The following is a 16,792-nucleotide window of genomic DNA, read 5'->3' as shown; positions in this document are numbered from 1 at the left end:
GCACCCCAGGGAGAGCCCCGTGCACCTGAGTCCGCTCGACGAGTTCCCCATCCACCAGACGCCCGCGCCGCTGACGTGGCCGGCCACCTCGGACCGCAACTTCTACGACCGCTCCTACTTCAACGTGTTGGATCGCGAGGGCCGCTTCATGGTGCTCACCGGAATCGGCTACTACCCGCGCCTGGGCGTGAAGGACGCGTACTTCGTGGTCCGCCGCGGCGACACGCAGACCGCGGTGCGGATGAGCGACGCCATCGACGACGACCGCCTCAATCCCCACGTCGGCGGGTACCGGCTGGAGGTGATCGAGCCGCTGCGGGAGATCCGGCTGACCCTCGAGCGCACGGAGGGCATCGCCGCGGACCTCACGTGGCGCGGCCTGTTCCCCGCCGCGCTGGAGGACCCTCACTCCATGCTCACCGACCGGCGGGTAACGCTCCAGGCAAGCCGGTTCGCGCAGGTCGGCTCGTGGGAGGGGTGGATCGAGGTCGACGACGACAAGTTGGAGGTCACCCACTCCTCGTCGGTCGCCGCCCGGGACCGCTCGTGGGGTATCCGCCCGGTGGGCGAGGCCGAACCGGCCGGCAGGCCCGACACAGCATTCCGGGGCATGTGGTGGCTGTATCTCCCGCTGGCGTTCGATGACTTCCAGCTGTTCCTCATCCTGCAGGAGGACCCGGACGGCCACCGCAGCCTCTACGACTGCACCCGCCGCTGGGCCGACGGCCGGGTCGAGCAACTCGACGGCGTGCGCGTGGCGGTCGAGTACACGCCCGGCACCCGCATCCCGACGGGCGTGCGGGTGGAGTTCATGAACCGCGCGGGCGAGCAGATCCGCCTGGAGGTCGAGTCCCGGCTGTACGCCCCGATCGCGTTCGGCTCCGGTTATGGCGGCGACCCGACGTGGGCGCACGGCACTTGGAAGGGCGAGAACTTCACCGACCGCGTGACCTTCGATCTGACGGACCCGCAAGTCATGGCCGGGGCGGCGTTCAGTCTCATCGACCACGTGGGCCACGCGGTGTGCACCGAGGCCGACGGCACCCGACGCGAGGGCGCGGGCCTGTTCGAGCACGGGGTGATCGGCCCGCATCACCCGTCGGGGTTCTCGGACTGGACCGACGGCGCGGACGCGGGGGCGCGCGCATGAAGGTCATGACCGCCCTGTTCAGCCCGACCGACGCGGTCCGGCGCGCCGAGGAGCTCAGGGAGGCGGGCGCGTCCGGGGTGTTCACCTTCGAGGGCCCGCACGACGTGTTCACCCCGCTCGTGCTGGCCTCGCAGGTCGGCGGCCTGGACCTGATGTCCAACGTGGCGATCGCCTTCCCGCGGAACCCCATCCAGCTGGCGCACCAGGCCCACGATCTGCAGACGCTCAGCGAGGGGCGGTTCATCCTGGGCCTGGGCACGCAGATCCGGGCGCAAATCGAGAAGCGCTACGGCACCGAATTCGACCGGCCCGTCGAGCGGATGAAGGACCTCGTGGGCGCCCTGCGGGCGATCTTCCATACATGGGCCACCGGCGAGCGACTGGACTTCCGCGGCGAGTTCTACCGCCACACCCTCATGACCCCCACGTTCGTGCCGCCGCCCACCCCGTACGGCCCGCCGCCCATCTACCTCGGTGCGCTCGGCCCGCGACTGACGCGCGCGGCGGCCGAGGTCGCCGACGGGCTGCTCGTGATGCCGTTCGGCACCACCCGGTTCCTCCACGGACACACGATGCCAAGGGTTCGGGCGGGCCTCACGGCCGCCGGTCGGCGCGAGGAGGAGTTCGAGGTGGTGCCCGAGGTGATCGTGTCGGTGGCGGACGGACAGAACGACGACGACGACCACATGTCCACACGCCGCCTGTTGGCGTTCTACGGCTCGACGCCTGCCTACAAACCGGTGTTGGACGCCCACGGCTGGGGCGATCTGCAGCCCGAGCTGAACGCCATGAGCAAGCAGGGGCGGTGGCAGGAGATGACCTCGCTCATCAGCGACGAGATCCTGCACACGATCGCCGCGTGCGGCACCCCGGCCGAGGTCGCCGCCCACGTCCGCGACCGCGTGGACGGCGTCGGCGACCGCGTGTGCCTGTACCAGACCGGGCCGATCGCTACCGATGCCCTCGCGCAGATCGTCGACGAGTTGGCGGACCGGCCATGAACACCGTCGAGTTCGAGCAGGTCACCGACGACCGCTATGGCGGCAAAGCCGCAGGTCTGGCCGAGCTCATCCGACTGGGCCTGGAGGTACCGCCGGGGTTCGTCATCGCGGACGCGGGGGCCGACCTCGTCGTCGTCGACACTCAGTCCGACACCACCGTCCCAGCCGACACCGCCGTCCCAGCCCACACCGCCGTCCCAGCCCACACCGCCGCCCGGTGGTACCGCCGCATGGCCGAGGCGGGCGCGACCCCCGTCGCGGTGCGGTCCTCGGCGGCCGGAGAGGATGGCGCGCAACAGTCGTTCGCCGGGCAGTACGACACCGTCCTGGGCGTGGACTCGGCCGAGGCGCTGGCCGAGGCGGTGCGGACGTGCGTGGCGTCGGCGGCAACGGGGCGCGCGACGGCCTACCGCCGCGCGGGGCCCGACTCCCCCGCCGCCGACTCCCCCGCCACCGACTCCCCCGCCACAATGCACCTGGTGGTCCAGCAGATGGTGGACGCCCGCGCGGCCGGCGTGGTGTTCACCGCCGACCCCACCACGGGGCGGCGCGACCTCATGGTGATCGACGCCGTCGCCGGGTTGGGCGAGTCGCTGGTCGACGGCACAGCCTCCCCCGACCACCTGGTCCTCGACGCCGCCGGCACCGTGGCGGTGCGCGACGTCGGCGAGCGCCCGGTGCTCCTCGCAGAGGACATCGCGGCGATCCGCTCCGGCGCACTGACCGCCGAGCGGCACTGGGACCGGCCGATGGATCTGGAGTGGGCGATCGACCGGGAAGGGCGGCTGTGGTGGCTGCAGGCGCGGCCCGTCACCACGCTGCCCGCGGACCTGGGCGGGATGGATTCGACACTCGCCGGCAGCGACCACGTGTACACGCGCTGCAACATCGGCGAGATGATGCCGGGGGCGTACTGCCCGCTCACAGCGTCGGTGTCGGGGTACGCGATCGACCACGCCATGCAGATGATTCAGGTGGCCGCCCGCGCGCAGCCGAGTTACGAGCAACCGTGGCTGCAGGTGGGCTACTTCTCCGGGCACATGTTCCTCAACCTCACCGAGGGCACCGCGCTGAGCTCGGGACTGCTGGGCAATTCACTGGAGCAGTTCTCCACGTCGATCTGCGGGCGGGTGGTCGACGAGCTCGTGCCCAAGCCGCCGCAGCCGTTCCCGCGGCGACTCGGTAATACGGTTCGCCTGTCGACGTTCGCCCTCACCGCGGGCCCGGCCGTGCGGGGTCTGGGCGAGCAGATCGGCGAGTTCGAGGTCCCCACCGGCTGCGACCCTCTACGGGTGTGGCGGCAGCTCGAGGACGGGATGCGGCTGTACTGCGAGGTGACGTTGACGCACGTGCGGTCCTCGTCCCGGGCGGCGGTCGCGGCCAACGTGCTGGAGAGCGTGCTCATGCGGCAGGCCGTCGCCGCGGGCGGCAGCGAGGATGACGGCCGCGCCGAGGCCTCCCGGCTCATGGCCGGCGCCGCGGATGTGGAGAGTGCGCTCATGCTGGCCGAGCTCGAGTCGGTGGTGCGGTTCTTGGCCGCCGACTCCGGCGCCGCCGAGCGGTTTCTCGGCGCGGATCCCGGCGCGGCGGTGGAGGCGGTGCTCGCCTCGGCCGACGGGTGGGGCGTCGCGCTGCGGCGGTTCCTGTCGCGTCATGGTCATCGCGGGTATCGCGAGCTGTGTATGCGAGACGCGTCGTGGGCTGACGATCCCGAGGGGTTGGGCGCGATCATGCAGGTCATGGTGCGGTCCACGCTCGAGCGGGGTGGGCGGGCGTCCGAGACCGCGGCGGTCCCGGAGCCGGAGTCACGCGCGATCCGCCAGCTGGCGCGGTGGGCCCGGGCCGGGGCGCGGGGCCGCGAGGAGACCAAATCCAAGATGGCGCTGATGGCGCACTCCTTGAAGCGCGGTTATCAGCATCTGGGCGAGGTGCTCTCGGCGTCCGGGCGGCTGCCCGATGCGGATCTGGTGTTCTTCTTCGACCGGCCCGAGCTGGCGCGGATCGTCGGCGCGCCGGGCCCGGTGACCGGCGGACTCGGGAGCCACGGCTCGGACGGCAGCGTGTCTGCCTCCCCGGAGGAGCTGATCGCGCAGGCTGTCGAGCGTCGGAAGGCGCTGACGTTCCAGGACGCGCTCGAGTTCCCCGACGTGTCGGTGGGTCGGCCGACTGCGTTGATCGCCCGGCCGCCCCGCGAGGCTGCGGACGGCGAGATCGTGGGCCGTCCGGCGAGCCGCGGAACGGTGGAGGGCGTGGTGCGGGTGGCCCGCTCGATCGTCGATGCCCGCGAGGTGCAGCCCGGCGAGATCCTGGTTGCGCCCGTGACGGATGTGGGCTGGACGCCGTATTTCACTGTGATCGCGGCGCTGGTCACCGATATCGGCAGTTCCGTCTCGCATGGCGCGGTGGTCGCCCGCGAGTACGGCCTGCCATGCGTGGTCAACACCATCGACGCCACCCGAACGCTGCAAACCGGCGACCGCGTCCGCGTGGACGGCGACCGCGGCGTGGTGACTCGACTGGAGGGGTGAGGGCCCGGCACCCAGCTACTGCGCCGCAAACTGTGCGGTCAGGTCAGAAGGGTGGTGGGTCGATGAGTTCGTCGAGGCGTTCGTGGAGTAGGGCGCGGATGCCTTTCTCGATGTCGCTGTGGTGGGGTCTGTTGCGGGCCCACCAGCGGCTGGCGCTCTCGGGGGTGGCGCTGGCGGGGGTGGCTTTCTCGGGCGTGGTGTCGGTGGCCGCGCCGGTCGTGGCGCTGGCGGTGGCGCTGGCGGTAGCGCCGGCGGCGTCCGTGCCTGTGCCGTTCCCGGCGGCCGTGCCGGTCCCAGGAGCGGGCGGGGCGGGGTCGTAGGCGCGGGAGCGTTCAGCCTTGCGGCGTTCGGTGTTGCGGCGTTCGGTGCGGTGGCGGGAGGCGCGGCGCGACCAGAACGTCGGCTCCGCGTCGGCCTGCTCGTCGCCGGTGGGGCCGGGGCTGCGGCGTTGCTGCCGGGTCCACGCCTCGGTTTCGGCGCGGGCCTGTTCACGCCGGTACTCGGCCAGCGGGCCGGAGGGTCGGGTGAGCATGGTCGAGCCCTCCGGGGAGCGCACCAGCAGGGTGCCGTCGGGCTGCAGTTCGTAGATCCAGTCCGAGAAGGTCTTGAACCGGTGATGCCGCCGGCACATCGCGGCCAGGTTGGCCTCGATGGTGTGCCCGCCCCGACGGGGGTCGGCGCGATCAAACGGCACCACATGATCCAGATCACAGGCCTCGGCGGGGATCGCGCAGCCGGGGTGGCGGCAGGTGCCGTCCCGCAGCCGGATCCGGCGGGCCAACTGGGCGCTGGGCCGGTATTTCAGGGCGGCCCGGGAGTCGTCGGCGGCCCCGATGCGCGGGTCGATGGGCTCGAAGGTGGCCCCGTCGCTGGTGGCGAGCATGTCCAGCAGGGCCTGCAGGGCGGCCTGGCCGGTGCGGGTGAACTCCACCCGGGCGCCGCCCTCGTCGCGGGCGGTGTTGCCGGTGGCGATGACGGTGACTTTCGGCCGCAACGCCACCCCGGCACCAGGCTCGCCGGGCTGGCCGGGCCGACCGGCGCGACCAGCGGCGCCAGCTAGGCCGGCGTCGCCGCACACCAGGGACATCAGGGCGTCGGCGCGCCGCTCGGCGATCGAGTAGTCCTCGAGCTCGCCAGCGGCCGCGCGATCGCCTGCGGTGGCGGTGTCGGCTTGGGTGTTGGCGGCGGCTTGGGCGTCGGCGTACTTGTGGTCTTTCACGCGTTGGTCGAGGGCCTCGGCCAGGACGGCGGCTTCCTCGGTGGCCAGGATCGCCGACACACTCGACATGCCATCGACGCCCTTGTCTAGGCGTACCCCGCGGGTGCGGGCGGCTTCCTGTCGGCGCAGGCGGATCCCGTTCGAGTCGTAGCGGGCGATGATCGCATCGACGTTGCCACGGATGGCTTTCTCACCCAACCGCACCCCGCCCTCGATCGCGGCGAGATACTCCTCGACGACCTGCCGCTGCACCGCCTCGAGCACATCGACGTGGACGGTGGCCATCTGCGAGGCCAGCACCTCGGCAGCGCGTTGGTCCAACCGGCCGGCAGCCATCTCGGTCAGGATCGCCGGATACCGGGTGTGCAGATCGAACGCGAAAGAGATCATCCGCTCGGCCCGCCTGGCTGAGATCGCCATCGCCGACACCACGTACCCGGCCGCGACATCGATCGGATCGAGCACCGCATGACCGGGCCGACACTCACCGCTGCCCGCCCCGGACTCTTCCCGGCGTTGGCATTCGACAAATAGCTCGTAACAGGCCACGAACCGGCGCGCCGCCGCGCGATTCTCCCCCATCCACCCCTCACGCGCCGCCGCTCGAAACTCAGACAGTGCAGTGGGCGCCGTGGAGCCGGCGCCGCCACCAGACGAGGACGAGCCACCGGACGGGGACGGGCCGCCGGCCGCGCGCTCTGCGTTGCCGCCCATGTGCCCCACCCCCCGACCGTGCGCCGCCTACCTGGTATCGAATCTGTGTTCTATGATACGCACGCACATTCGAACAGGCAAGGGTCGAATCGATACATATCGCCACCCGAGGCCCACCCCTTTCGGCTAGAGCAGAAGACACCAGCCAACAGGGTGGACTCGTCGCAACGAGGCCGCTTCACGCTGCATGATCACCCTCTGAAGGACCGACCACAACAGCCTCGGGACCCGCGACGATGCCAGCGAGACGATCTTTCGTTGCCACCGCCCCTGGCGCCGTCCGCGAGAGGCTGCTAGAGGTGGAGACACACGCCCCTGCGCCAGGAGGAGGACGAGATGATCGCCGAGGACCGTATCGACCCGGACGAGTACACGCCGGGCCCGGATTCAGTCACCGCACCCGAGGAGTACGAGCCCGAGGTGACCGTCGAGGACCCCTTCCGTGAGGCGAATCCGGCCGACGTCGCCGAACAGGCCATCGAGCTGCCCGCCGACGACGGCGACGGAGAAGCGCAGGGTGACGACGACGAGGTCGCCTGACCCCGCGCGATCAGCGAGCCTCCCCAGGCGAGGGGCCGATTGGATCCGACGACGACGAAGTCAGCGCCTGAGTTCGGATTGCCTGAGCAGGGGCAGCCGAACCGGCCCCCGCCGGCGGATACACCCCTGACCTTCTGTCCGCACGTGTCCTTTTCGAGCCGCGGCCCGGGTACACGTGACGCCTTATAACTTCCTGCCAACGGGAGTAGAGTCGGCATCAACGCCGGTGATCCTCGTCACTAGCACGGGCCGCACCGGCACCTCTACGGAAGGGCCGGTCATGAGTGTCAACAGTTTCGGTTCGAAGGATTCGCTGACAGTCGGGGGCGTGGACTACGAGGTCTACAGACTCGATCAGGTCTCTACCGCGGTCCCGCTCCCCTACAGCCTCAAAGTCCTGCTGGAGAATCTCCTGCGCAACGAGGACGGCCGCGTGGTGACGGCCGAGCAGGTCGATGCACTGCGGGAGTGGACTCCCCAGTCCCCGCCGGAGCGGGAGATCCAGTACACGCCCGCCCGGGTGCTGATGCAGGACTTCACCGGGGTGCCGTGCGTGGTGGATCTGGTCGCGATGCGCGATGCCATCACCGACCTCGGCGGCGATCCCAAAAAGATCAATCCGCTCATCCCCGGCGAGCTCGTGATCGATCACTCGATCATCGCGGACGTCTTCGGCCGCCCGGATGCGTTCGAGGTCAATGCCGAGCTGGAGTTCGGCCGCAACCAGGAGCGCTACCAGCTGCTCCGGTGGGCGCAGGAGTCGTTCGCCGACTTCGTGGTGGTCCCGCCGAACACCGGCATCTGCCACCAGGTCAACCTTGAATACCTGTCCCGGGTCGTCTTCACGCGCGAGGGGACCGACGGTATGACCCAGGCCTACCCGGACACTCTCGTCGGGACCGACTCCCACACACCGATGGTCAACGGCCTCGGCGTGCTGGGCTGGGGCGTCGGCGGCATCGAGGCGGAGGCCGCGTTGCTCGGCCAGCCGATGAGCATGCTGATCCCGCAGGTCATCGGGCTCAAGCTGACCGGCGAGTTGCGGGAGGGCACCACTGCCACCGATCTCGTCCTCACCGTGGCGGAACTGTTGCGCCAGACCGGCGTGGTGGGCAAGTTCGTGGAGTTCTTCGGCCCGGGCGTCGCCGCGGTCCCGCTGGCCAACAGGGCCACGCTGGGCAACATGAGCCCCGAATTCGGTTCGACCTGCGCCATCTTCCCCGTCGACGACGAGACTCTCGACTACCTGCGGCTGACCGGTCGGTCTGAGCAGCAGATCGAGCTGGTCGAGGTCTATGCCAAGGAGCAGGGCCTGTGGCACGACCCGGACAACCCTGCCGAGTACAGCGAGGTCATCGAGCTGGACCTGGGGACGGTGGTGCCCTCGATCGCCGGACCCAAGCGACCGCAGGACCGCATCGCGCTGGGTGATGCGCCGGCCGTGGTGCTGGGCAATCTCGACGAGGAGAAGAACCGGTCGGAGAAGGACGACGGGAGCCTGGATGACGCCTCGGCGGACTCCTTCCCCGCCAGCGATCCGGTCTCCCCCGGTTCCAGTACGGCGAAGAACGAGCCTCCCCGCCACTACTCCGAGGAGCAGCTGACCGCCAACGCCAGGCTCGGGTGGCCGAGCGATCCGGCGGAGATCATGCTCGACGGCGACGAGTCACCGGTGATCTTCGACCACGCGGACGTGGTCATCGCGGCGATCACCTCGTGCACCAACACGTCCAACCCCTCGGTGATGATCGGTGCGGCGCTGCTGGCCAAGAAGGCCGTCGAGCGGGGTCTGAAGCCCAAGCCGTGGGTCAAGACGACGTTGGCCCCCGGGTCTCGGGTCGTGACCGACTACTACGACCGGTCCGGCCTCACCCCGTACCTGGAGGAGCTCGGGTTCGATCTGGTCGGCTACGGCTGCACGACGTGTATCGGCAACTCCGGGCCGCTGACCCCGGCGGTGAGCAAGGCGGTCAATGAGAAGGACCTCAACGTCGCCGCGGTCCTGTCGGGCAACCGCAACTTCGAGGGCCGCATCCACCCCGAGGTCAAGATGAACTTCCTGGCGTCCCCGCCGCTGGTCATCGCCTATGCGCTGGCCGGGACGATGCGCAAGAACCTGCTCGAGGACCCGCTCGGAACGGGCTCGGACGGCGAGCCGGTCTACCTGCGGGACGTGTGGCCCACCTCGGCGGAGATCAAGGAGGTCGTGGACGCCAATCTCGAGGCCGACATGTTCACCAAGGGCTACGCCGACGTCTTCGACGGGGACGACAACTGGCGCGGCATGGACGTGCCGGGGGGTGACAAGTTCGACTGGACCGAGGACTCCACCTACATCCGCCGGCCGCCGTACTTCGACGGCATGGCGGTCGACCCCGAGCCGATGCGGGACTTCACCGACGCCCGCGTGCTGGCGCTGCTGGGCGATTCCGTGACCACCGACCACATCTCACCGGCCGGGGCGATCAAGCCCAGTTCGCCCGCGGGCGAGTACCTCCAGCAGCAGGGGGTCGAGCCGGCGGACTTCAATTCGTACGGGTCGAGGCGCGGCAACCACGAGGTGATGATCCGTGGCACGTTCGCCAACGTCCGGCTGCGGAATCTGTTGGCGCCCGGCACCGAGGGCGGGGTCACCACCCACTTCCCCAGCGGTGAGCAGACCAGCATCTATGACGCCTCGAACCGCTACGCCGAGGAGGGCGTGCCGTTGGTGGTGATCGCCGGGGCCGAGTACGGGTCCGGGTCGTCGCGGGACTGGGCGGCCAAGGGCACGTCGCTGCTCGGGGTCCGGGCGGTGATCGCGCAGTCGTACGAGCGGATCCACCGCTCGAACCTCATCGGGATGGGTGTCCTGCCCCTGCAGTTCCCCGAGGGCGAGTCCGCCGAGAGTCTCGGTCTCAAGGGCGACGAGTTGTTCTCCATCACCGGGCTCGAGGGCCGGGACAGCGTTCCGGAGGAGGTGACGGTCCGGGCCGGCGAGGGCGACTCGGCAGTCGAGTTCACGGCGAAGGTCCGCATCGACACCCCGGCGGAGGAGGCGTACTACGAGCACGGCGGCATCCTGCCGTACATGCTCCGCCAGATGCTCTGACCCCACGCGCCACCCCACGCCCCGCGACCCAGCCCACCGTCGACGAGGTGCGCGCTCGCCGACGATCCGCAGTTGCGGAGAGAGCCGAACCGGCCCACGCCACCCGCGACGAGATGTGGTCGATCCGGCCGGCGCCGCTGCTCGGCGCAGGTAACGTCCGACACCATGCAGCCCTCGCCGGATCAGGCTTCCGAGACCCCGCCCGACCAGCCCGAGGTCATCCTTGATCGCCACGGCGAGATCGCCGTTATCCGGCTCAATCGTCCGACCAAGCTCAACGCGGCGACGTACGAGAACCTGACGGACATCATCACCGCGTTGGACAACTGCGATGCGGACGACGATGTGCGTGCCGTGGTCCTCACCGGCACGGGCCGGGCGTTCTGCGCGGGGGCCGACATCTCGGGCGGGGGCGACACGTTCGCGGCTGATCCCGATGCCGACACCGGCGAGGCCCCGCCGGACACCGGCGGTCAGGTCGCGCTGCGCATCTTCCGCATGACCAAGCCGGTCATCTCGGCGATCAACGGGTCGGCCGCGGGGGTCGGGGTGACCATGACCCTGCCGACGGACGTACGCATCGCCGCGGACACCGCCAAGTTCGGGTTCGTGTTCACACGCCGGGGTCTGGTCCCGGAGGCGTGCTCGACGTGGTTCCTGCCCCGCATCGTGGGGATCTCGACCGCGATCGAGTGGGCTGTGGGCGGCAAGACGATCCTCGCCGCCGAGGCCCTGGAGCGAGGGCTGGTGAGCGAGGTGCTCCCGGCCGACGAGGTCCTCCCGCGCGCCATCGAGGTCGCGCGCGAGATGACGCGGGGCACGTCGCCGGTGTCGGCGGCACTGACCCGCCAGCTGATGTGGCGCATGCTCGGTGCACCCGATCCCGAGGTGGCCCACCGCGCCGAGTCGATCGGCATCTACACCCGTGGTAAGTCGGCGGACGTGCGCGCCGGCGTCACCGCGTTCCTCGCCAAGAAGGAGCCGGAGTTCCCGGACCGCGTGTCCGACGGGCTGCCCGACCTCTTCTCCTGACCCCGGCCGCTCTCGGGCCCACAACCGATAGGACCCCACCATGACTGCTGATGACCTCACGGGTCGCGTCGCGATCGTCACCGGATCGACCGCCGGACTCGGCGCAAGGTTCGCGCATGTACTCGCAGGCGCGGGCGCGACTGTCGTCGTCACCGGGCGGCGCACCGATCGGATCCGGGAGGTCGTCGAATCCATCGGCCGGAGCGGCGGCAAGGCACACGGCGTCCGGCTCGACGTCACCGATCCCGCCTCGATCGAGGACTGCCTCACCGGAGTCACCGAGCAGATCGGCCTCCCGCAGATCCTCGTCAACAACGCCGGCATCCCGGACGCGCAGCGTGCGCACAAGATGTCGTTGGAGCTGGTGGACGCCGTGCTGGACACCAATGTCCGCGGCCCGTGGCTCATGGCGACCGGCGTCGCCCGCCGCCTGATCGAGGCCGGGGTGCCGGGGCGGATCGTCAACATCACGTCGATGAGCGCCTACCAGTACGACGGCAACGGAGCAGCCCTCTACTCCACCACCAAGGCCGCGGTCAGTCGGATGACGGAGGCCCTGGCCGTGGAGTGGTCGCGCAAGTTCATCAACGTCAATGCGATCGCCCCGGGAGTCTTCGCCTCGGAGATGACCGACGGCATGCTCGCCCGCGTGGGCGACATCGCGCCCGGGCTCCCGCGTCAGCGCCTCGGCCAGCCCGAGCAGATCGATTCGACGCTGCTCTACCTGGTGTCCGACGCGTCGGAGGCGGTCACCGGCACCGTCATCAAGATCGACGACGGGCAGCTCCCTCGCTGACCGTTCAGCTGACGAGCAGGTCGCTCAGGCCTCACACTTGGTCAGGTCCGTCTCGAGGAGCTCCTGCCCGACCGGTGTGACGTAGGTCGCCATCAGAACCACGTCCTCCGTCCCGTGGTTCCGGCTCTCGTAGATCGAGCCCGCTTCCTCGATGTTCGAGTCCCCGACGCGGTAGATGCGGGGGCCGTCGGGGTGGCGATCGGAGTAGTGCGTGAGTTCGCCCTGCTTGACGACGGCGATCAGGGATCCGTAGTGACAGTGTTCGCCGGTGCTCGCCCCCGGCTCGATCGTGATCTCGCGGAAGGTCACCGAGACGCCGTCCTCGCCGCCGTCCACCTGCAGGTCGACGGGTCGGGCCTGTCGGCCCTGCACGATGTCGACGGCCAGGAAGGGCTGCGACCCCGCGATCGTCGAGGCGGGCGGGAGCGGCTCGGTCGGGTTCACGGTCCTCACCTCGGGCGACTCCGCCGTCGGGTCGTCGGGACTGCACGCGGCGGTGGCCAAGACGCAGACACCGGTGAGTGGGGCGATGACGGATCTGGCCAGTCTGTGGGGCATACCTACTGATCCCTGAGTCTGCTCGGACCGAAGGGGGCTCCGGTCGGCTGGCTGAATGTTATCAGCGAACGGGCCCCGAGTCCGGCCATCATCGTTCTCCTGCAGTGGTCGGGGCTCATCGGACGTCGATCGCGACGGCCTGTAGGCGAGGCCTGAACGACGTCGACGACGACGAAAGCCCCTCCTCGAAGCGCCGCCGCGTCGCGGAAGGCGGAACCGGTCGCGCGACCCCGCTGCTAGCGTGGGGCCTCTCTCACCCACCCAGGAGTTGCCGTGCCCCTGCCCCATTTCGCGTGTCGTCGTCTCGGCCTCGCGGTCGCCCTGGCCGGCGCGGTGGGCGCGCTCGGCACCGCCACCGCTGCCGCCGACCCGGACGCGGCGGGACTTCCCGCCCCGGCGCTTCCGATACCCCGCGGGATGCCGCAGGTCGTCAGCGACGTGCTCGGGCCGGAGGACCCGGCGTTCTGGAATCCGGCGATCCCGGGGACGAGGGTCCTGACTCCGCTCGAGCCGCGCGCCGAGGTGATCTGTGCGACGGGTTTCGTGCCTGTCATCTCGTGCTCGACGGTCAACAGGTGGGACTTCTCGTCGGGGCAGCGTTCCCTGCAGTTCGCGGACGTGCCCGTGATCGGTGGGCCGCCTCTACGGGTGTGGTTCGACGTGCCCCGCCTGGGCGACGGGTCCACGCGCGAGCCGGTGAACCGCGCCGTGACCTGGTGGCTGACGGATCGCACGCTCTCGTAGCCCGTTCGCCTAATTCACGCCCCGAGCAGCGCACTGTCGGAGCCGGGCCTCAGTCCTCGCCGACCGAGACGGTGACCTCGATGTTGCCCCGCGTGGCCCGGGAGTACGGGCACATCTCGTGGGCCAGCTTCGCGAGCTCGTCGGCCTTCTCGGCCTCGACACCGGGGATGATGACCTCGAGGTCCACCGCGATGTCGATGCTCTCCTCGCCCGAGCGCACCAGTGACACCCGCGCGCCCACGGACGAGCCGTCGATCGTGACCTTCTCCGCCCGCGCCGCGCTCTGCAGGGCGGAGTGGAAGCAGGCGGCGAACCCGGCGGCGAACAGCTGCTCGGGGTTGTTTCCCTCGCCCGAGCCGCCGAGTTCCTTCGGCGGGGCCATCTCCAGGTCCACGGCCTTGTCGGCGGTGGCGACGTGCCCGTCCCGGCCTCCGCCGGTGGAGAGGGCTTCGACGGTGTAGAGCGCATCGGACATTCAGAGATCTCCTCGGTCGGGGTCGTGCAGGTGTGGCCCAACGTACGCCCCCGGCGGCTACTCGGCTCTCCCTGCGGGTCGGTACACCCGGCCGAAGCTGCGGGGGCTGTCGGAGTGGATCTCCATGAGTTCCCAGTCGGTCCGCCTGCCTCCGGGCACGTCGAAGATGCGGATCCCGTCGCCCAGGAACACCGGCGCCACGAACACCTGCAGTTCGTCGATGAGGTCGTGTTCGAGCGCCTGCCGGGCGATGTCGGCGCTGATGATCTGGATGTTCCGGTCCCCGGCGATCTCCTGCGCTCGGCTGATCGCCTCGGTGATGTGGCAGTCCAGAGCCACCACACTCGGGTCGTCCGCCAGTTCCTCGGGCCGGTGGGTGAGGATGAACTCGGTTCCGGACCACGCCCCTCCGTACGCCTCGCTGGTGAGGTCGTCTCGCTCGTCACGCTGGGCGCGGGCCGCGTCGTACCCGTCCCGGCCGGCGATGATCACCGCCACGTCGGCGGCCATGCGCTCGACGGTGCCCTCGGCGAGCGGCTCGGCGGCCTCCATCCAGCTCATGTCGTGCCCCGGCCCGGCGATGAACCCATCGATCGAACAGGTGAAGCCCCACGCGACGACGCCCATCACGTCACCGATCTCAGAGCTCAGCCGCGACCGCGTATACCGCTGCGAGTTCCCGCAGGGTGGCGTGGTCCTGTCCGAGCAACCCCATGGGTGAGCGGCGGTCCGCCAGTGCGTCGGCCGGCGCTGTCCACCACGCGGTGGCAGCCTCGGGGTAGTGGCCGGCGTCGAGCATCCGGTTGATCACGGCGACGATGTTGTCCGGGTCGCGCGGGTCGAAGTGGTCGAGCTGGAACCGCGGGTAGACCCAGCGTCGGTCGCCGCGGAGCACGATGAGCCGGCCGTCCCTCGCGAAGGTCCTCAGCGCATCCGCGGGTGTGGACGCGGGGACCACGCCGCGCTCGATGAGGATCTCGCATGCCTCGGTGGAGCAGGCGTGGGGCACCTGCAGCACGGCGCTGTGTACTGCGGAGGCGATCATCGCCCGACGGGCAGCCGCGGCGGGGTCGGCGGGCGGACGGAACGGATCCCCTATCGGGAAGCGCGCTGCCCGGAGGGCTCCGTCGACCTGGTCGGCCACCCTGGCGAACGTCCTGCGCCGCCTCAACTCCCGCAGCATGACCTCGGTGAAGTGCCGGTCGTCGAGGTCCCGCAGGGCACGCTCCGCGGTGTCCTCGGACACCGACCTCCGTGACGCCATCCGGTTCTGAAGAGTCATCGCGGGCACCTCGCCTTCTCCAGCGAATTTTAGACCGCGCAGTCGCCCGCAGCGAGGGGCCGGGCCGACTCGAAACATGCTGGAAACGTGGCCGCCGGTACGACTCTCAGGACTCCGCCCGCCCCAGCTCGGCGGCCTTGCGGCCCAGGTAACGACGCTCGGCCGCGGACGTCGCCTCGGTGGCGGCGCGGCCGTACAGCCCGGCGGCCTCGCCGGTGTCCCCCGCCAGTTCGTGGAGGTACGCCTGCGCGGCGGTGCGCCGGGGCAGCGACTCCGGGAGATCGACCAGCGCCGCGAGGCCGGCGTGCGGGCCGACGGCGTGGCCCACCGCGACGGCCCGCCCGAGCCGCGCCACGGGGTTGTCGCGCAGGGCGAGCAACTCGTCGTACCACTCGACGATCTGAGCCCAGTCGGTCTCGGCGGTGCTCGCGGCGTCGGCGTGCAGAGCGGCGATCGCGGCCTGCGCCTGGTACTCCCCCATCTGGTCGCGTGCGAGCGCTGCCTGCAGGATCGCGACGCCTTCCGCGATCGCTCGCGCGTCCCATCGGGTGCGGTCCTGCTCGGCGAGGGGGATCAGCTCGTCGTCGTCGCCGTCGTCGCCGTCGTCGTTGCTGTCACGGCCGGCCCCGCCGCTCCTGAACCGCGCGGCGCGGCGCGCGTGGTGCAGCAGCATCAACGCGAGCAGGCCCCGCACCTCGGGGTGGTCGATGGCCGCCGACAGCTGCCGGGTCAGGCGCAGGGCCTCGGCGGCCAGGTCGACCTCGCCGGTGTAGCCCTCGTTGAACACCAGGTACAGCACCCGCAGCACGGTGGCCACCTCGCCGGGCCGGTCGAGGCGCTCGCCGGCGAGGGTGCGTTTGGCGCGGCTGATGCGCTGCGCCATGGTCGCCTCGGGCACGAGGAACGCCCGCGCGATCTGGCGGGTGGTCAGCCCACCCACCGCGCGGAGGGTCAGCGCGATCGCCGACGGCATCGGCAGCGACGGGTGGGCGCACAGGAAGTAGAGCCAGAGGGTGTCGTCGGTGGGTGCCGTCGCGGGCCCCGGGGCCGTGGTCAGGTCACCGGGGTCCGGAGGCGACGACGACAGCGACGACGAGCCCGGCCCCTGATCCTCCGCCGCCCGCTGCTCACGACGCCGGCGGGCGCCCTCGGAACGGACGATGTCGAGGAATCTGCGCCAGGCCACGGCGGTCAGCCAGGCGCGGGGGTCACGCGGTGGGTCGTCAGGCCAGACGCGCAGCGCCTCGATGAGCGCCTCCTGGACGGCGTCCTCGGCCGTGGCGAAGTCGGCGCCGCGGCGGATGAGGATGCCGATGACCTGCGGCGTCAGCGTCCGGAGGTCGGGGGCGGTCATGGCACCGGTGCGTCTAGGCGTGGCCGGTGCGCGGGCTGTTCTTCTGCAGGCGGTCGATGTGCTCGGAGGCCTCGGCCTTGGTCAGCGTCGCCGGGAGTTCCTCGCCGGCCTCGCGGGCGAGGGTGTCGAGGTAGCTCTTCTGCGCCTCCGTCATGGGCTCGTCGCCGGTGACCCAGTCGTCGGGGTCACGCTGCACCGAGCTGCCGTCGGCGGTCCGGCCTTCGGGGACGGGCGAACCGAGGGTCTCCTCTGCGTGGTCCTGGTTCGGGTTCGGCGTGGGGTCGGTCATGTCCGGGTTGGTCATGCCC

The 16,792-nt window shown here is 70.6% G+C and carries 15 protein-coding genes; 8 read left to right on the top strand and 7 right to left on the bottom strand.

Annotated features, from left to right (window positions below; all coding sequences use genetic code 11):
- Nucleotides 1–19: 19 nt before the first annotated feature.
- From AC3DEV_RS01455 to AC3DEV_RS01445, 3 genes are read left to right on the top strand one after another with little or no spacing between them, the layout of a single operon-like run.
- Complete coding sequence (locus AC3DEV_RS01455) at nucleotides 20–1,150, top strand: Rv3169 family protein (protein ID WP_488371075.1); 1,131 nt, start codon at nucleotides 20–22, stop codon at nucleotides 1,148–1,150.
- Complete coding sequence (locus AC3DEV_RS01450) at nucleotides 1,147–2,151, top strand: TIGR03617 family F420-dependent LLM class oxidoreductase (protein ID WP_488371074.1); 1,005 nt, start codon at nucleotides 1,147–1,149, stop codon at nucleotides 2,149–2,151. Before AC3DEV_RS01455 ends, AC3DEV_RS01450 begins: the two co-directional genes overlap by 4 nt.
- On the top strand, nucleotides 2,148–4,679 hold the full coding sequence (locus tag AC3DEV_RS01445; RefSeq protein WP_488371073.1) for a PEP/pyruvate-binding domain-containing protein: 2,532 nt from the start codon (nucleotides 2,148–2,150) through the stop codon (nucleotides 4,677–4,679). The genes AC3DEV_RS01450 and AC3DEV_RS01445 overlap by 4 nt, the downstream gene beginning before the upstream one ends.
- A gap of 43 nt (nucleotides 4,680–4,722) precedes the next feature.
- Here the strand turns inward: AC3DEV_RS01445 and AC3DEV_RS01440 are convergent, their stop codons facing one another.
- On the bottom strand, nucleotides 4,723–6,480 hold the full coding sequence (locus tag AC3DEV_RS01440; protein ID WP_488371072.1) for an HNH endonuclease: 1,758 nt from the start codon (nucleotides 6,478–6,480) through the stop codon (nucleotides 4,723–4,725).
- Between the two features lie 468 nt (nucleotides 6,481–6,948).
- Here AC3DEV_RS01440 and AC3DEV_RS01435 point away from each other — a divergent pair, with 468 nt between their 5' ends.
- The 4 genes from AC3DEV_RS01435 (at nucleotide 6,949) to AC3DEV_RS01420 (ending at nucleotide 12,071) form a co-directional block, all read left to right on the top strand.
- Nucleotides 6,949–7,152 (top strand): hypothetical protein, encoded by a 204-nt coding sequence (locus AC3DEV_RS01435; RefSeq protein WP_206473094.1) that lies wholly within the window; start codon nucleotides 6,949–6,951, stop codon nucleotides 7,150–7,152.
- A gap of 280 nt (nucleotides 7,153–7,432) precedes the next feature.
- Complete coding sequence (gene acnA / locus AC3DEV_RS01430; RefSeq protein ID WP_488371071.1) at nucleotides 7,433–10,243, top strand: aconitate hydratase AcnA; 2,811 nt, start codon at nucleotides 7,433–7,435, stop codon at nucleotides 10,241–10,243.
- A 165-nt stretch (nucleotides 10,244–10,408) separates the two neighbouring features.
- On the top strand, nucleotides 10,409–11,275 hold the full coding sequence (locus AC3DEV_RS01425; protein WP_206473098.1) for an enoyl-CoA hydratase-related protein: 867 nt from the start codon (nucleotides 10,409–10,411) through the stop codon (nucleotides 11,273–11,275).
- A 40-nt stretch (nucleotides 11,276–11,315) separates the two neighbouring features.
- On the top strand, nucleotides 11,316–12,071 hold the full coding sequence (locus AC3DEV_RS01420) for an SDR family NAD(P)-dependent oxidoreductase (RefSeq protein WP_488371070.1): 756 nt from the start codon (nucleotides 11,316–11,318) through the stop codon (nucleotides 12,069–12,071).
- A gap of 24 nt (nucleotides 12,072–12,095) precedes the next feature.
- Here the strand turns inward: AC3DEV_RS01420 and AC3DEV_RS01415 are convergent, their stop codons facing one another.
- Nucleotides 12,096–12,515 carry a cupin domain-containing protein gene (locus AC3DEV_RS01415; RefSeq protein ID WP_488371069.1) on the bottom strand — a complete coding sequence of 140 codons (420 nt, stop codon included), beginning with the start codon at nucleotides 12,513–12,515 and terminating at the stop codon, nucleotides 12,096–12,098.
- Nucleotides 12,516–12,902: 387 nt separating this feature from the next.
- Between AC3DEV_RS01415 and AC3DEV_RS01410 the strand changes: the two genes are divergently transcribed.
- Nucleotides 12,903–13,373 carry a hypothetical protein gene (locus tag AC3DEV_RS01410; protein WP_488371068.1) on the top strand — a complete coding sequence of 157 codons (471 nt, stop codon included), beginning with the start codon at nucleotides 12,903–12,905 and terminating at the stop codon, nucleotides 13,371–13,373.
- A 49-nt stretch (nucleotides 13,374–13,422) separates the two neighbouring features.
- Here AC3DEV_RS01410 and AC3DEV_RS01405 read toward each other — a convergent pair whose 3' ends face one another.
- The 5 genes from AC3DEV_RS01405 to AC3DEV_RS01385 all read right to left on the bottom strand — a co-directional run bounded on the left by AC3DEV_RS01405 (nucleotide 13,423) and on the right by AC3DEV_RS01385 (nucleotide 16,788).
- The gene (locus AC3DEV_RS01405) at nucleotides 13,423–13,848 is read right to left on the bottom strand and encodes an organic hydroperoxide resistance protein (RefSeq protein ID WP_488371067.1); all 426 of its coding nucleotides are present in this window, start codon (nucleotides 13,846–13,848) and stop codon (nucleotides 13,423–13,425) included.
- Nucleotides 13,849–13,905: 57 nt separating this feature from the next.
- Entirely contained in the window at nucleotides 13,906–14,475 is a 570-nt protein-coding gene (locus tag AC3DEV_RS01400) for a dihydrofolate reductase family protein (protein ID WP_488371232.1), read from the bottom strand.
- Nucleotides 14,476–14,488: 13 nt separating this feature from the next.
- On the bottom strand, nucleotides 14,489–15,130 hold the full coding sequence (locus AC3DEV_RS01395; protein ID WP_488371066.1) for a hypothetical protein: 642 nt from the start codon (nucleotides 15,128–15,130) through the stop codon (nucleotides 14,489–14,491).
- A gap of 106 nt (nucleotides 15,131–15,236) precedes the next feature.
- Nucleotides 15,237–16,484, bottom strand: coding sequence for an RNA polymerase sigma factor (locus AC3DEV_RS01390; RefSeq protein WP_488371065.1), 1,248 nt, complete (start codon nucleotides 16,482–16,484; stop codon nucleotides 15,237–15,239).
- Between the two features lie 13 nt (nucleotides 16,485–16,497).
- Nucleotides 16,498–16,788, bottom strand: a complete 291-nt coding sequence (locus AC3DEV_RS01385) for a DUF3072 domain-containing protein (RefSeq protein WP_488371064.1) — start codon at nucleotides 16,786–16,788, stop codon at nucleotides 16,498–16,500.
- Nucleotides 16,789–16,792: the final 4 nt, after the last annotated feature.

Source organism: Dietzia sp. IBK-p2-15D (assembly GCF_057773105.1).
The sequence above is the reverse complement of the archived record's forward strand: the minus strand, read 5'-3'. Positions and strand labels throughout refer to the sequence as shown.

Coding starts and splice junctions, on each gene's coding strand:
- AC3DEV_RS01450 (WP_488371074.1), top strand. CDS start 1,147: ATGAAGGTCATGACCGCCCTGTTCAGCCCGACCGACGCGGTCCGGCGC.
- AC3DEV_RS01445 (WP_488371073.1), top strand. CDS start 2,148: ATGAACACCGTCGAGTTCGAGCAGGTCACCGACGACCGCTATGGCGGC.
- AC3DEV_RS01440 (WP_488371072.1), bottom strand. CDS start 6,480: ATGGGGGAGAATCGCGCGGCGGCGCGCCGGTTCGTGGCCTGTTACGAG.
- AC3DEV_RS01435 (WP_206473094.1), top strand. CDS start 6,949: ATGATCGCCGAGGACCGTATCGACCCGGACGAGTACACGCCGGGCCCG.
- acnA (WP_488371071.1), top strand. CDS start 7,433: ATGAGTGTCAACAGTTTCGGTTCGAAGGATTCGCTGACAGTCGGGGGC.
- AC3DEV_RS01425 (WP_206473098.1), top strand. CDS start 10,409: ATGCAGCCCTCGCCGGATCAGGCTTCCGAGACCCCGCCCGACCAGCCC.
- AC3DEV_RS01420 (WP_488371070.1), top strand. CDS start 11,316: ATGACTGCTGATGACCTCACGGGTCGCGTCGCGATCGTCACCGGATCG.
- AC3DEV_RS01405 (WP_488371067.1), bottom strand. CDS start 13,848: ATGTCCGATGCGCTCTACACCGTCGAAGCCCTCTCCACCGGCGGAGGC.
- AC3DEV_RS01400 (WP_488371232.1), bottom strand. CDS start 14,475: ATGGGCGTCGTCGCGTGGGGCTTCACCTGTTCGATCGATGGGTTCATC.
- AC3DEV_RS01395 (WP_488371066.1), bottom strand. CDS start 15,130: ATGACTCTTCAGAACCGGATGGCGTCACGGAGGTCGGTGTCCGAGGAC.
- AC3DEV_RS01390 (WP_488371065.1), bottom strand. CDS start 16,484: ATGACCGCCCCCGACCTCCGGACGCTGACGCCGCAGGTCATCGGCATC.
- AC3DEV_RS01385 (WP_488371064.1), bottom strand. CDS start 16,788: ATGACCAACCCGGACATGACCGACCCCACGCCGAACCCGAACCAGGAC.